Origin of the sequence: Thioclava arctica, assembly GCF_040892615.1 — a bacterium.
Classification (GTDB): Bacteria; Pseudomonadota; Alphaproteobacteria; order Rhodobacterales; family Rhodobacteraceae; genus Thioclava; species Thioclava arctica.
In genome coordinates this window covers 286,625-300,422 of sequence record NZ_JBFRYC010000003.1, presented here as the reverse complement: position 1 = coordinate 300,422, position 13,798 = coordinate 286,625, and the positions used below count along the sequence as shown (strand labels likewise).

The 13,798-nt window shown below is 60.9% G+C and carries 17 protein-coding genes; 14 read left to right on the top strand and 3 right to left on the bottom strand.

Annotated elements, in window-relative coordinates; genetic code table 11:
- Positions 1 to 35 precede the first annotated feature (35 nt).
- From AB4874_RS07070 to AB4874_RS07035, 8 genes are all read left to right on the top strand, one after another.
- Positions 36 to 683: a hypothetical protein gene (locus tag AB4874_RS07070; protein WP_368391449.1), complete on the top strand. Its 648-nt coding sequence runs from the start codon at positions 36 to 38 to the stop codon at positions 681 to 683.
- 146 nt (positions 684 to 829) lie between these two features.
- The gene (locus AB4874_RS07065) at positions 830 to 1,603 is read left to right on the top strand and encodes a DUF6478 family protein (protein ID WP_368391448.1); all 774 of its coding nucleotides are present in this window, start codon (positions 830 to 832) and stop codon (positions 1,601 to 1,603) included.
- 10 nt (positions 1,604 to 1,613) lie between these two features.
- Positions 1,614 to 1,964 carry a hypothetical protein gene (locus tag AB4874_RS07060; RefSeq protein WP_368391447.1) on the top strand — a complete coding sequence of 117 codons (351 nt, stop codon included), beginning with the start codon at positions 1,614 to 1,616 and terminating at the stop codon, positions 1,962 to 1,964.
- Between the two features lie 130 nt (positions 1,965 to 2,094).
- Positions 2,095 to 2,553: a RidA family protein gene (locus tag AB4874_RS07055; protein WP_295533336.1), complete on the top strand. Its 459-nt coding sequence runs from the start codon at positions 2,095 to 2,097 to the stop codon at positions 2,551 to 2,553.
- Entirely contained in the window at positions 2,553 to 3,317 is a 765-nt protein-coding gene (locus tag AB4874_RS07050) for a glycerophosphodiester phosphodiesterase family protein (protein WP_368391446.1), read from the top strand. Before AB4874_RS07055 ends, AB4874_RS07050 begins: the two co-directional genes overlap by 1 nt.
- A gap of 57 nt (positions 3,318 to 3,374) precedes the next feature.
- Entirely contained in the window at positions 3,375 to 4,547 is a 1,173-nt protein-coding gene (locus tag AB4874_RS07045) for a GNAT family N-acetyltransferase (RefSeq protein ID WP_368391445.1), read from the top strand.
- A 43-nt stretch (positions 4,548 to 4,590) separates the two neighbouring features.
- Positions 4,591 to 5,472 (top strand): mechanosensitive ion channel family protein, encoded by an 882-nt coding sequence (locus AB4874_RS07040; RefSeq protein ID WP_295533342.1) that lies wholly within the window; start codon positions 4,591 to 4,593, stop codon positions 5,470 to 5,472.
- A 56-nt stretch (positions 5,473 to 5,528) separates the two neighbouring features.
- Positions 5,529 to 5,891 carry a 4a-hydroxytetrahydrobiopterin dehydratase gene (locus tag AB4874_RS07035; protein WP_368391444.1) on the top strand — a complete coding sequence of 121 codons (363 nt, stop codon included), beginning with the start codon at positions 5,529 to 5,531 and terminating at the stop codon, positions 5,889 to 5,891.
- A 42-nt stretch (positions 5,892 to 5,933) separates the two neighbouring features.
- Here the strand turns inward: AB4874_RS07035 and AB4874_RS07030 are convergent, their stop codons facing one another.
- A complete protein-coding gene (locus tag AB4874_RS07030; protein ID WP_368391443.1) occupies positions 5,934 to 6,422 on the bottom strand; it encodes a peroxiredoxin in 489 nt (162 codons plus the stop codon).
- Positions 6,423 to 6,504: 82 nt separating this feature from the next.
- Between AB4874_RS07030 and AB4874_RS07025 the strand changes: the two genes are divergently transcribed.
- Genes AB4874_RS07025 through AB4874_RS07015 form a run of 3 tightly spaced genes read left to right on the top strand, consistent with a single transcriptional unit; the run spans position 6,505 to position 8,914 of the window.
- On the top strand, positions 6,505 to 7,707 hold the full coding sequence (locus AB4874_RS07025; protein ID WP_368391442.1) for an NAD(P)/FAD-dependent oxidoreductase: 1,203 nt from the start codon (positions 6,505 to 6,507) through the stop codon (positions 7,705 to 7,707).
- On the top strand, positions 7,704 to 8,267 hold the full coding sequence (gene rsmD / locus AB4874_RS07020) for a 16S rRNA (guanine(966)-N(2))-methyltransferase RsmD (protein WP_295533350.1): 564 nt from the start codon (positions 7,704 to 7,706) through the stop codon (positions 8,265 to 8,267). The genes AB4874_RS07025 and rsmD overlap by 4 nt, the downstream gene beginning before the upstream one ends.
- Entirely contained in the window at positions 8,264 to 8,914 is a 651-nt protein-coding gene (locus tag AB4874_RS07015) for an HAD family hydrolase (RefSeq protein ID WP_368391441.1), read from the top strand. Before rsmD ends, AB4874_RS07015 begins: the two co-directional genes overlap by 4 nt.
- A 3-nt stretch (positions 8,915 to 8,917) precedes the next feature.
- Here AB4874_RS07015 and hemH read toward each other — a convergent pair whose 3' ends face one another.
- Complete coding sequence (gene hemH, locus AB4874_RS07010) at positions 8,918 to 9,973, bottom strand: ferrochelatase (RefSeq protein ID WP_368391440.1); 1,056 nt, start codon at positions 9,971 to 9,973, stop codon at positions 8,918 to 8,920.
- Between the two features lie 110 nt (positions 9,974 to 10,083).
- Here hemH and otsB point away from each other — a divergent pair, with 110 nt between their 5' ends.
- Both otsB and AB4874_RS07000 read left to right on the top strand, forming a co-directional pair.
- Positions 10,084 to 10,845: a trehalose-phosphatase gene (gene otsB, locus AB4874_RS07005; RefSeq protein WP_368391439.1), complete on the top strand. Its 762-nt coding sequence runs from the start codon at positions 10,084 to 10,086 to the stop codon at positions 10,843 to 10,845.
- On the top strand, positions 10,833 to 12,179 hold the full coding sequence (locus AB4874_RS07000) for an alpha,alpha-trehalose-phosphate synthase (UDP-forming) (protein WP_368391438.1): 1,347 nt from the start codon (positions 10,833 to 10,835) through the stop codon (positions 12,177 to 12,179). Before otsB ends, AB4874_RS07000 begins: the two co-directional genes overlap by 13 nt.
- 15 nt (positions 12,180 to 12,194) lie before the next feature.
- Here the strand turns inward: AB4874_RS07000 and AB4874_RS06995 are convergent, their stop codons facing one another.
- Entirely contained in the window at positions 12,195 to 13,028 is an 834-nt protein-coding gene (locus tag AB4874_RS06995; protein WP_368391437.1) for a methyltransferase domain-containing protein, read from the bottom strand.
- Between AB4874_RS06995 and AB4874_RS06990 the strand changes: the two genes are divergently transcribed.
- A complete protein-coding gene (locus AB4874_RS06990) occupies positions 13,027 to 13,791 on the top strand; it encodes a ComF family protein (protein WP_368391436.1) in 765 nt (254 codons plus the stop codon). The genes AB4874_RS06995 and AB4874_RS06990 overlap by 2 nt on opposite strands.
- Positions 13,792 to 13,798: the final 7 nt, after the last annotated feature.

Genomic DNA, 13,798 nt, shown 5'->3' with positions numbered 1-13,798 from the left:
GGCAACCTTCTATCCCTTTGCCTATGCTTGTGAGATTGACCCGACCCCTTTGGCTCACTTTGATCAAACGCGTTCTTGCGGTGGGCGTTGCGTTGTCGCTTGTTGGGTGTGTGCCCACCGGAATGGGCGGCGCGCAGGTGGGACAGGCGCGCACCACATTGGCAAGTGGGGCGCTGACAATCGCCGCTCCCAAAGGCTGGTGCGTGGACCCCAAGACGCTGCGCGACGGGCGCAATGGCGGATTTGTGCTTTTTGGCAATTGCGCTGCGATCTCGGGCAATCCCGAAGATGCCCGCGCCCCCGAGCCCGCCCTGTTAAGCGCGACCGTAGGCCCGCCCGCGATTGAGGATGAGAACGGCAAGCTTGGCCACGCCCGTCTCGCGCAGATGGAGACGTTCTTTCGCTCTGATATCGGGCGCGCGGCGCTATCGCGCTCGGGCGAAAGCAAGGACGTGAAGATCCTGCATTCCGAGATTACCCATGACATGCTGATGCTGCGAATTCAGGATCGCTCGCAAAGCGGTGCGCCGCCGGTGGCGCAGGTTTACTTGCGCGCGATCACCGATCTGGGCGGTCGAATCACGTCACTTTCCGTCATGCCTTTGAAAGACGGAGAAATGAGCGCCAAGGCGCAAAGCGTTTTGATCACGCGCTTTGCCGAGGCCATTCGAAACGCAAATTGAGGCTTGCAAGAGAACGCCACGCAAGGTGTTGAGGAATTTGTGATTTATTTCCCGAAAGGGACTTTCGCGTAAAGAAACGATAAGAAATAACTGTTTCCATGTTGGAAATTGACGCGCCTGCGGGCGAGAGCATGTGGATTTAAGTGGTGAAATCGCGGCGAAGCTCATTTCTTGACCGGGTGGTTCAGCGCCGCGCCTTGGCGCGCTGGCGTGAAGCTGCACGGGCTGCGGGCAGTCTGGATCTGGCGCAATTGCCGCTTCTGCGTTCAGATGCGCGTGCGCTACGTCGTGAAATCGACTCGGTGCTGCATCAGGTTGACGGGCGGCTACAAATGCCCCGGATCGGTGCCGATTCTGTGCCAGCCCCGCCCACCAGCGATTGGACTTGGCGCCCCGAGCTATGGCGTGGGCCGGTCTCTCCTTTCGGGGTGGCGGGCGCGCAGAATCGCGCCCAACTGGGGCGGGAACTGACCCTGTTTCACGACTGCGACGAGTCTGAAATCACCCTGCGCCAAATCCGCAACCGCCATGACAGTGATCTGGCTCCCTGCGCGCTGCGGATGGATGTGTTTCGTTTCAATGGCTCGTTTCTGTCTTTCGTGCTTGATCTGCCCGAAACGGCACTGCAGCGATTGCACCTCAATCATCTGGTGCGCCTTGATATGAAACTGGAGCTAGAGCGCCCGCTGGAGATATTCTGTCGCCTCAACATCAAACACGGCCCGAATAGTGAGCAGTTGGTGCGCGAAATGCCATTGACGCAAGGCGACAGCTTTGTGGAATTCGATCTCGCCTACACCCGGATGAACGAGAAGCGGCTAGAGAAGGCCTGGGTCGATATCATCTTTGAGCGCCCCGCTATGAACCAGATTTTGCTGCGCGATTTGACGTTCTCGCGCTACCCACGCGCTGAGTTGTAAGGAACCTGCAATGCTAGAGTTAACGCGCATTCATGCCGGACGCTGGGAGGCGGTTTGGCGCGCCCCCGAGGCCCCGGTGCTTGAAGTGTTGCATCTGGGTCAGGCGCTGGAGGGGCTCACGATAAGCGGCGCGCCGATGGAATGGCATATTTCACAACCGATCCCGGCAGAGCTGTTGTCAGATGGCGTTCTCAGCTTTGTTGTGCGCGACTGCTCCAACGGCGCAGAGGTGGCGCATTTCGCGATCATCGCCGGAGAGCCATTGGCCGATGATCTGCGCGCGGAGATCGACTTGCTGCGCGCCGAGTTGGACTTGTTGAAACAGGCGTTTCGCCGTCATTGCGCCGAGAGCGGCGCCTGAAAGTTGACGGGCGGGCGCGCGATCTGCGCCTCTCTTTCCCGCCGTTTAGTACCCAAAACACAATGTCGTTTTGACCTTGCGAGGGAGGCGGCGCACCCCTAGCCTTCGGCGCAAATATATGGAGGCGAACATGGCGAAAATTGACGCTCGACTGGACGAATTGGGACTTACTCTGCCCGCCGCACCTGCACCTGCGGCGAATTATGTGCCCTTCGTGCGCAGTGGCAATTTGCTCTATGTCTCCGGGCAAATCTCGAACGGACCGGACGGGCTGATCCTAGGTCGGCTTGGGGCGACGATGGATGTGGAAGAGGGCGCTGTCGCGGCGCGCTTTTGCGGGCTGGCGCTGATTGCGCAGGCCAAGGCGGCACTGGGCGATCTTGATCGGGTGAAGCGGGTGGTGAAACTGACCGGTTTCGTGAATTGCACACCCGATTTTACGGATCAACCGAAGGTCGTGAATGGCTGTTCTGATCTGATGGTCGAGGTGTTTGGCGATGCCGGGCGCCATGCGCGTGCCGCCGTCGGGGCCCCAAGCCTGCCACTTGGGGTCGGCGTGGAAATCGAAGCAATTTTCGAGGTCGAGTGATGGCGCTACATCCTGCGTTTCTAAACCTGCCAATTGCGCATCGCGCGCTGCACGATACGGCCGCTGGCCGCCCCGAAAACAGTCTCGCGGCGATGCGCGCGGCGATTGCAGCGGGCTACGGGATTGAACTTGACCTGCAGTCCTCGGCGGATGGCGAAGTGATGGTGTTCCACGATTACAGCCTGCATCGGCTGACCGAGGAAACCGGCCCTGTGAAGGGGCGCACCGCGGCGGAGCTGTCCAACATTGCGCTGCGTGGCGGGGATGAGGGTATCCCCACGCTTGCCGAGGTGATTGCGCTGGTCGATGGGCGCGCTCCGCTGCTGATCGAGATCAAGGATCAAGACGGCGCGATGGGGCCCAATGTCGGCCAGCTTGAGGCGGCGGCGGCGGAACTGTTGCGCGATTACCCGGGGCCGCTGGCGGTGATGTCGTTCAACCCGCATTCCATCGCGGCGTTTTCCAATGCCGCGCCCGCGATCTGTGTTGGGCTGACCACATCCGCCTATGATGCGCAGGATTGGCAATTGCTGCCTGCAGCGCGCCGCGATGCGCTGCGTTCGATTCCTGATTTTGACGCTGTGGGGGCGCAGTTCATCTCGCATGAGGCAAAGGATCTGGACTCACCGCGCGTGGCAGATCTGAAAGCGCGCAACGTGCCGGTATTGTGCTGGACGATCCGCTCGCTTGAGGCTGAGCTGCAAGCGCGCCGCATGGCGAATAACGTCACCTTTGAGGGCTATCTTTCGCCTCTGTCCGCTTGACCAAAAGGTGGCTCGCCCCAAGTTCAGCGAAAGCCCCCGCAAACCTCGGCAGGTGCCATGGATCAAAGCGTTGAAATCACGCTTCATTCGGATATTTCCGAAATAAGCGAAAGTGATTGGAATGCCTGTGCGTGCCCAGAGCTTGCGCAGGGCCTGCGGGCCTATGATCCGTTCACAACGCATCGGTTTCTGGCAGCCTTGGAGGCGTCTGGATCTGTCGGACCGGGCACTGGCTGGGACGCGCGCCATTTGGTGGCGAAGGTCGAGGGCCGGGTGATTGGTGTCGCGCCGCTTTATGTCAAAAGCCATTCTCAGGGCGAATATGTGTTCGATCATGGCTGGGCGGATGCGTTCGAGCGCGCCGGTGGGCGCTATTACCCCAAGCTGCAATGCGCGGTGCCTTTTACGCCGGTGGCAGGACGCCGCCTTTTGGTGCTGCCGGGGCTGGAAGAGGCCGGGCGGCGCGCCTTACTGGCCGGCATGGCGCAAATTGCCGAGGGGGCGGGCGTCTCGTCGGTTCACATGACGTTTTGTACGCAACCCGAGATGGAAGCCGCCGCAGACGCGGGTTGGCTGCCCCGCATCGGCCAGCAGTTCCACTGGATCAATCGCGATTACACCAGCTTTGACGATTTCCTCGCCGAGCTTTCGTCGCGCAAACGCAAAGCCTTGCGCAAAGAGCGCGCTCGGGCGCAGGCGTTTGGCGGGCAGATCATTTCACTGACAGGCGATGACATTCGCCCCGAGCATTGGGACGCGTTCTGGACGTTTTACCAAGATACCGGCAGTCGAAAATGGGGCCGCCCCTATCTGACGCGCGCCTTTTTCGACGCGTTGCATGAGATGCGCGAGGATGTGCTGTTGGTGCTGGCGCTGCGTGATGGGACACCGATTGCAGGGGCTCTGAACCTGATCGGGCGTGAGGCGCTGTTCGGGCGCTATTGGGGCTGCATCGAGGATCACCCCTATCTGCATTTCGAACTGTGCTATCATCAGGCCGTGGATTGGGCGATTGCACAGGGATTGCAACGGGTCGAGGCGGGCGCGCAGGGCGAGCACAAGCTGGCACGCGGCTATCTTCCGGTCGCCACATATTCGGCGCATTGGATCGCTCATCCGGGCCTGCGACGCGCGATTGCCGACTACCTTGAGGCCGAACGCACGGCCGTTGATGAAGATATCGAAATCCTGACCGAGATGGGGCCGTTTCGGAACCTCAAGGAACCGTGAAGGGCATCGGGCGTTTGTCACAGGACATATTAAGGGGACTTGAATGACTTTGGACGATCTTACGAATGTCAGCGGCTGGCTAACCCAGACACGCATCGACGCGGCAATCCTTGTGGCGGTGAATGTTCTGGCCGCACTGGTGATCCTGCTGCTGTCTATGTCTGTCTCTGCATGGGCCAAGCGCCGGATCGTGTCGCTATCAAACAGTCATCAAAAGCTGGACGATACTCTGTTCGGATTCCTGGGTAATTTAGCGAAATACCTGATCCTCGGGATCGGGATCATCTTCATTCTCAATCGCTTTGGTATTCAAACGACATCGCTGGCCGCCCTGATCGGTGCCGCAGGTCTGGCCGTGGGTCTGGCACTGCAAGGGGCGCTGAAGAACCTGGCCGCCGGTGTGATGATCATCATGTTTCGCCCGTTCCGGCAGGGTGATTTCATCGCAGCGGGCAGCGAAAGCGGAACGGTGACTGAGATCCAGCTGTTTTACACGGTTCTGACGACCTATGACGGGTTGCAGATCATCGTTCCCAACAGCGATATCTGGTCGAGTTCGATCATCAATTACTCGGCCAATGCGACGCGGATGATGGATCTGACGATTGGGGTCGCCTATAATGCGGATCTGAAAAAGACGCAGTCCATTCTTGAAACTATCTCGACCTCGGATGCCCGCGCTTTGGCGGATCCCGCCCCGACGATCCGGGTGAAGGCGTTGGGGGATAGCTCGGTCGATTTCACCTTTCGGGTCTGGGCCAATTCAAGCGATTACTGGGCTTTGCAAGCCGAGATGCTGCGCAAGATCAAGGAAGAGTTCGACGCCAATGATATCGGCATTCCCTTTCCGACACGCACTTTGGAAGTCGTGCAGGTGCCCCGTATCGAAACTGCGCAGAAGCCTGCGCAAAGTGGTGCGGTCTGAGTTGCAGGGAGGCGCGGAAGCGCTAGGTTTCGTCAGATGCGTTATGGGAGAAAGATATGACCACAAAGCTAGACTCTGAGGAACGCAAAGCGCTGTTGCGCGGGCTGGAAGATACCGGCTGGCGCGCGGCAGAAAGCGCGGATGCGCTGGTCAAGCGGCTGATGTTCAAGGATTTCTCTGCCGCTTGGGGATTCATGTCACAGGCCGCGCTCTGCGCCGAAAAGATGGATCACCATCCCGATTGGCGCAACGTCTATAACAAGGTCGAGATCACGCTTTCGACGCATGATTGTGGCGGCGTCAGCGTTTTGGATATCGAGTTGGCGCGTGCACTCGATGCGCTGGCGGACGATGACTGCGAGGTTGATCGCGATATCGGGCGTCCGATCATGCGGCTTGCGGATGAGGCGCCGGAATAGGATTTGGTTCGGCGGAGAGCGCAAGCAATCCGCCGCGCAAACTTAAATTGCGGCCAGCAAGCTTTCGCCCGCCGAGGCCTCGCAGGTGCCGGGGCTATCCTCGACATGCAGCACTTTGACAACGCCGTCTTCGACCAGCATCGCATAGCGCTTTGAGCGGTTGATCAGGCCCGCGGGCGGGGCGTTGAAATCCATGCCGATGGCTTGGGTGAACGCGCCTTCCGCATCGGCAAGCATGCTCAGCCCCGCCGCAGTCGCGCCGGTTGACTCGCCCCAAGCCTGCATCACGAAGGGGTCGTTGACCGCGACGCAGATGATTTCATCCACGCCCTTTGCAGCAAACGCATCCTTAGTGCGCATGAAGCTGGGCACATGGGCGGTTGTGCACACGCCGGTAAATGCGCCCGGCACCGCGAAGATCACGATCTTGCGGCCCTTCATCTTCTCGCCAAGGCTAACATCTTGCGGGCCTTCGCTGCCCATCGAAAGAAAGGTGGCGCCTGGAAGGACGTCGCCGGTGGTGAGTGTCATGGAATGCTCCGTTGCTGTCGCGTTGCGTTTGTCGCTTGGGACGATATAGGGTCAAGCGCGGGTCAGGCCAGTGGAGATTGATATGAGCGGCATCGTTATCGTTGGAGCGGGGCAAGCGGCGGCCTCGATGGCGGCGAAATTGCGCGGTCTTGGCTATGACGGGGCGCTCAGTGTTGTCGGATCAGAACCGGTGCCACCCTATCAGCGTCCACCGCTATCCAAGGCCTATTTGCTAGGCGAAATGGCAGTAGAGCGGCTGACCCTGCGCTCAGATACATGGTGGGCGGAGCATGATGTAAGTCTGCGTCTGGACACCACGGTGAGCGCGATTGACCCGGGCGCGCAAGTCATCACCCTGTCGGATGGCGATACCCTTGAATATAGCGATTTGGCGCTGTGCACAGGCGCCACGCCCAAGCGGCTGCCTGCCGCGATCGGTGGCGCATTGGATCACGTTTTCACGGTGCGCAATCTGGCCGATGTCGATGCGATGCGCGCGCTGTTCGTAGCGGGCAAACGGCTGGTGGTGATCGGCGGGGGGTATATCGGCCTTGAGGCGGCAGCGGTGGCGCGCAAACTGGGGCTTGAGGTCACGTTGATCGAGGCCGCTCCGCGTATTCTGGGCCGGGTGGCCTGCGAAGAGACGGCCGAAGCGATCCGCGCGCTGCACCACACGCATGGGGTCGAGATCATCGAGGGCGTCGGGCTGACGCGATTGACGGGCGATGCGTGGGTCACCGGGGCCGAGTTGAGTGATGGCCGCATGATCGCCGCAGATTTCGTTGTGGTCGGCATTGGCGTCACCCCCGATGACGCACTTGCGCGCGCGGCCGGGATCGCCTGTGACAATGGAATCGCGGTGGATGCGCAGGGCCGCAGTTCAGACCCGCATATCTGGGCGGCGGGCGATTGCGCGTCCTTTCCCTACGCAGATGGCAGGCTGCGGCTGGAAAGCGTGGGCAACGCGATTGATATGGCCGAATTGGTGGCTGCGAACATGCTGGGGGCGGCCCAGGAGTATACGCCCAGACCGTGGTTCTGGTCAGATCAGTTCGACGCCAAGCTGCAAATCGCCGGGCTAAATCTGGGTTATGACAAAGTGGTTGCGCGTGCAGGCGAAGGCCAGAGCTTCTGGTATTTCCGGGACGAGCGGTTGATTGCGGTCGATGCGCTTTCGGATGCGCGGGCCTATATGATCGGCAAGCGGCTGATCGAAGGGGGCAAGCCCGTCACACCAGCGCAGGTTGCTGACCCGACATGCGATTTGAAGGCTTTGCTGAAATGAGAATCATCGGTGGCGAGCGGCGCGGGTTGAAGCTGGCCGACGTGGGGGCGGGCGATGCGCAGGCGCATCTGCGCCCGACCACAGACCGGGTCCGCGAGAGCATCTTCAACCTGCTGATCAATGGTGGTCATGGTAACCCGGTGGCGGGGGCGCGCGTGCTTGATCTGTTTGCGGGCACCGGCGCGCTGGGCCTTGAAGCCTTGTCGCGCGGGGCCGCGCGGGTCGCCTTTGTCGATGACGGCACGGTGGCGCGCGCGCTGATGCGCCAGAATATCGAGGCGATGCGCGCGATGGGCGTCAGCGATGTGTGGCGGCGCGATGCGACCAAGATGGGGCCGTGCCGGGGCGCGGGCTATGACCTGATCTTTCTGGACCCGCCTTATGGGATGGGGTTGGGCGAACGCGCGATTGCCTCTTGCCTTGAAGGTGGCTGGATTGCCCCCGGCGCGATGGTGGTCTGGGAGGAAAGCGCCGCGCCAATGGTGCCTGCACCTTTGGTTCAGATCGATCAACGCCGTTACGGCGATACTCTGGTCACATTAGCAAGGAACCCAGAATGAACGTGCAAGCGGTTTTGTTTGATTGCGATGGTGTGCTGGTGGATAGCGAGCCTGCGACCTTCGATCTTCTGGGCGAGGATCTTGCCGCGCATGGGCTAGCGATGTCGCATGACGAGATGGAGCGTATGTTCATCGGCGGCACCATCGAAGGCGTGGCGCATCAGGCCCGCGAGATGGGGGCGACCCTGCCCGCAGATTGGGTCGAGAGCTATTACATCCGGCTTTATACGCGGCTGCGCGAGGGGGTCGCACTGATGCCGGGGATTGCGGAACTGCTGGACCGGCTTGACGGCGCGGGCATTGCCTATGCGGTGGGCTCGAATGGGCGAATGGCCAAGATGGAGGCCACGCTGGGCCAGCATCCCGACATCAAAGCGCGGCTCGAGGGGCGGCTGTTTTCGGGGCAGGATATGGGCTGTCCCAAGCCCGATCCGGACCTGTATTTGCACGCAGCCCGCGCGGTTGGCGTGGACCCCGGCTACTGTGTGGTGATCGAGGATAGCGCGACCGGCGCGCGTGCGGCCAAGGCAGCCGGGATGCGCTGTCTGGGCTACGCGCCGCAGGGGCCGAATCCGCGCCTTGCCGCAGAAGGCGCAGAGCTGTTTACCGATATGGCGCAAGTTCCGGGGCTGATCGGGCTGGAATAGGGTCTATTTGATCCAGCCCAACAGGTTGTCCTCAACCACATCCATCAGCGCCTTGATGTGCAGATCGTCATCGTTGAGGCAGGGGATATAGGTGAATGTCTCACCGCCCGCATGCTCGAACGCTTCGCAGATTTCGCCGTTGATTTCCTCGAGCGTCTCGATGCAATCGGCGGAAAATGCGGGCGAGATCACCGCGATGTTCTTTTTCCCGGCCTTCGCGAGTTCCGCGACATGCTCGACCGTGTAGGGCTTGAGCCAGACTTCGCGACCAAAGACCGACTGGAAAGTGGTGTCGATCGCGTCTTTGTCCCAACCCAACCGCTCACGCAGCAGACGTGAGGTTTTCTGACATTGGCAATGGTAGGGATCCCCCTCCATCAGATAGCGCTGCGGCATCCCATGATAGGAGGCCACCAGCACATCGGGCTTGCGATCCAGCGTGGCATAGACCCTCTCAACCGAAGCCGCGAGCGCCTCGATATAGCTGGGGCGGTCAAAATATTCAGGCGCGATGCGCGCGGCGGGCTGGCGGTTTTGCTTCATCAGGGCGCGGAAGAACTGATCATTCGCCGTAGCCGATGTCGGGCCCGCATATTGCGGATAAAGTGGCAAAAACAGGATCTTCTCGCAGCCCTGCTCGACCATGCGATCCACGACCGATTGCGTCGAGGGGTTGCCGTAGCGCATGCAGAAATCGACCACCACCTCAGCCCCGTAGCGCGCCGAAACCGCCGCGCGCAGCTTGGTAACCTGCTGTTTAGTGATCGTCATCAACGGGCTTTCATCGGCCTCGGTGTTCCAGATCGTCTTGTAATTCGCCCCGCTCGTGAACGGACGGCGCGACAGGATGATCAGTTGCAGCAGCGGCTGCCATTTCCAGCGCGCGATATCGACGACCCGATGGTCGGACAAAAATTCGCTGAGATAGCGGCGCATCGACCAGTAATCCGTGCCGTCCGGCGTTCCCAGATTGGCAACCAGCAAACCAATTTTGGCCGCTTTTACGGGCGGGTGGTCGGCGGGCGCATGAGCAAGGCGCGCAGCGGCATCATTCGTCATCTGTCACTGTCCTATTTCTTGTTCTTCGGAACCTTATCCCGACTTAACGGGTTTGCCTGTCAGGTCAATGCGGCCTATTCAACCGACACTGGATCACTTACGTTCGCAACATGATATTGGATGACTCACCCCAAACGAAACCCGGACCACCGGCACTGAACCCGTACGGGGATGCGCTTTTTCTGGATTTTGATGGCTGCCTTGTCGAGATCGCACCCACACCGGATGCCATCAAAGTGCCCGATGATCTCCCCCATGTCTTGCAGGAATTAGCCGCGCGTCTGAATGGGGCGCTGGCAATCGTCTCAGGGCGCTCTTTGCACGAGTTAGAGACGTTTTTGCAGGGATTTGACGGACCAATGGTCGGCTCTCACGGGGCCGAGGCACGCGGCATGACTGCGCCGATGGCACATCAGCCTGTGGGCCTGTCTGACTTGCAACAAGAGATGGCGGATTTTGCTAGCCAGTCGGGCCTGCTCTATGAGCATAAAAGCCATGGCGGGGCGGTGCATTTTCGCTCTGATCCCACCCGGCAAGCGCAGGTTGAGGGGTTCGCGCACGCGCTTGCAGAGCGCTATCGCGATTTCACTGTCCAGCCCGCAAAGATGGCGGTTGAGCTGCGCCCGACGGGATTTTCCAAAGATGGCGCGCTGGTGCTTTTGTCCGAGCTATCCGCTTTTGAAGGGCGTCGTCCGGTTTATGCGGGCGATGATACGACGGACGAGCCAGCGCTGGCCTGGGCCGAGGCGAATGGCGGTTTTGGTATCAAGATTGGCGCGGGCGAAAGTGTTGCGCGGTTTCGGCTGCCCGAGCCCCAGCAGTTGCGCGGCTGGCTTTCTGCAGCGCTGGAGGGCGAAGCATGGGACGTCTGATTTGCCTGTCAAACCGCATTCCCACCGGGGCGAACCCTTCGGGGGGGCTGGTCGTGGCGCTCGGCGATGTGCTGAGCGAAACCGGAGGTGTCTGGATTGGCACGTCGGGCGAGATCGCCGAGCAACCCGGCACCGAGCTGCGCGAGATCGAGGGCGGACCGTTCAAACGACTCTGCTTTGATCTGACCGAGGAAGAGCACGCGCTCTATTACGACGGCTATTCAAATTCGGTGCTGTGGCCACTGTTTCACGGCCGCACTGATCTGATGCAAATCCAGCAGGATTATCTTGATAGCTACAAGCATGTGAACCGGCGTCTGGCGAAGATGCTTGCGCCGATCCTTCAGCCAGATGACCGGATCTGGGTGCATGATTTCCACTTCCTGCCGCTGGCCTATGAGCTGCGCGTCATGGGCGTGCAAAACCCGTTCGGGTTTTTCCTGCACACCCCGTTTCCCGGCCCGACCACGATGCGGGCGCTGCCCAACGGGCGTGAGATTTGCGAGTGGTTATCAAATTTCGACCTGATCGGCTTGCAAAGCGAGCGCGATGTGCGGGCCTGTCTTGCCTCGATGGTCGAAATTGGCGGCGGCTCAGATTTCGGGAGTGGATTTGTGCACCTCTCGCCGCGGCAATGCCGGATCGCGGCCTTTCCGATCTCGATCGACGCGGGCGAATTCAAGACCTTGGCCGAGCGCGAGATCGAAAAGCTGCCCGCTGGCATCGTCAAAGCCAATCGCAGCCTGATGATTGGCGTGGATCGGCTGGATTATTCCAAAGGGGTGCCGCAACGGTTTCGTGCCTTTGGCGAGTTTCTCGATCGCCACGAAGATTGGCACCGCCATGTCTCATTGATCCAGATTTCGCCCCCAACCCGTGAGGGCGTGCCCGCCTATGACGATATTCGCGAAGAGACCGAGCATCTGTCGGGGCGCATCAACGGGCAGTTTGCCGATATCCAATGGGCGCCGATCCGCTTTATCAACCGCCCCGTGCCGCGCGCGGTGTTGGCGGGGCTTTATCGGGCCTCGCAAGTGGGGCTGGTGACGCCGCTGATGGATGGGATGAACCTTGTGGCCAAGGAATATATCGCGGCGCAAAATCCCGAAAATCCCGGCGTATTGATCTTGTCGAAATTTGCCGGGGCCGCCGAGCAGATGGAAGAGGCGCTGATCGTCAACCCTCATGACACCGAGCAGATGGCGACATCAATGCTTACCGCGCTGTTGATGTCGCTGTCAGAGCGGCGCGAGCGCTACCATGCCTTGATGAAGGGTCTGACCACGCATGACGTGCATTGGTGGTCCAAGGCATTTCTGACCGCCTTGGGGTAAGCGGCGTTGGGCCAATCAGTGACCCGGCTTGTCACCCGTCGGAATTTCCATCGTGCCCAGCGCATCTGCCAGACGTTTCGCCGCTGATCCGGGGCGCAGAGGTTTTTGCTGTTTCGGATGGGGTTTCCAGCCCGTCAGCCAGACCATCTCAAACGTGGCGCGCATCCGGCCATCAGGCTCGCGATAGCTCTCGGAATAGATCCTCAGCGCCTCGGACATCACGTCACGGCGGGTGAAATGGCGGCTGCGAGTGGTAAGCGCATTGGTCTCGCCCATGGCGCGCAGATCGCTGAGCAGGCGCAGCGGCGTTTCATAGGTCACTTTGCGCGTCACCGCATCCGCCACCGGCAGTGCAAACCCGGCCCGTCCCAGCAAAGCCCCGAGATCGCGAATTTCGCCCATCGGCAGCACGCGCGGGCTAAGGCCGCCGGTGATCGACGCCTCGGCCTGCGCCAGCGCCGCGCGCAACTCATTCAGGGTCTGACCACCAAACATCACGGCCAGAAATAGCCCGTCGGGTTCCAGCGCGCGGGCAGCCTGCACCATCTGGCCGACCGGATCATTGGCCCAATGCAGGCACATCGCATGCACCACCAAATCATGCGCGCCCTCTTCCAGATCAAGCAGATCTCTATCGGCCACGAATTTGGCGTCAGGCAGGATTTTGCGCCACGGTTCGGGAAAAGCGGTGATCACAGCGGGCGACGTAAAGGTTCTGTTAACCTCTTGGAGCCTTTCATACAGCTCATCAGCCGCGTCCTCGTGCAGGAACAGCTCGGGGGCGCGCGCGGCGCGGGCACGTTGGCGCATCAAGGCGGCGCGGTCGGTCAAGAGGGGCGGTGTGTTCATGGCTAATTCAGGTCTTAGCGTGCTTCGCGCACGGATGCTAGCGGGAGGGATGCATGCGCTGCACGCCGTCTTCCCGCCGCGCTGTATTGCCTGTGGCGAAGAGGTCGGGTCTGACTTCGGCCTCTGCCTGAGCTGCTGGGAGCAAACGAGTTTCGCCACCGGAACGGTCTGTGATGCCTGCGGGGTGCCGCTGCCGGGCGATGACGGCGGCGAGGCCGTGCTATGTGACGACTGCCTGACTCATCCGCGCCCCTGGACGCGCGGGCGCACGGCGATGATGTATTCCTGCGTCGGGCGCGATCTGGTGCTGGCGTTCAAACATGCCGACCGGCTTGATCTGGTGCGGCCAATGGCGGGGTGGATGGCGCAGGCCGCGCGCGCCCTGATCACGCCTGACACGCTGATTGCGCCGATCCCGCTGCATCGCTTGCGGTTGCTGAAGCGGCGTTACAACCAATCCGCGCTTTTGGCCAAGGCGATGGCGCGGATCACCGAACGCGAAGGCTGCGTCGATCTATTTTTGCGCACCCGAAACACGCCCAGCCAGAAAGGGCATGATCGCGGCGCGCGGCTTGCCAATCTCTCTGATGCGATCACCCTGAACCCGGCGCGCGCCGATCTGATCGCGGGGCGCAATGTGCTGATCGTGGATGATGTGATGACCTCAGGGGCGACGCTGGGGGCGGCCACGCAGGCGGCCATGCACGCCGGTGCTGGCCGAGTTGACGTTGTGACACTGGCGCGCGTTGCGAAGGCGCCCTAAATCCCTA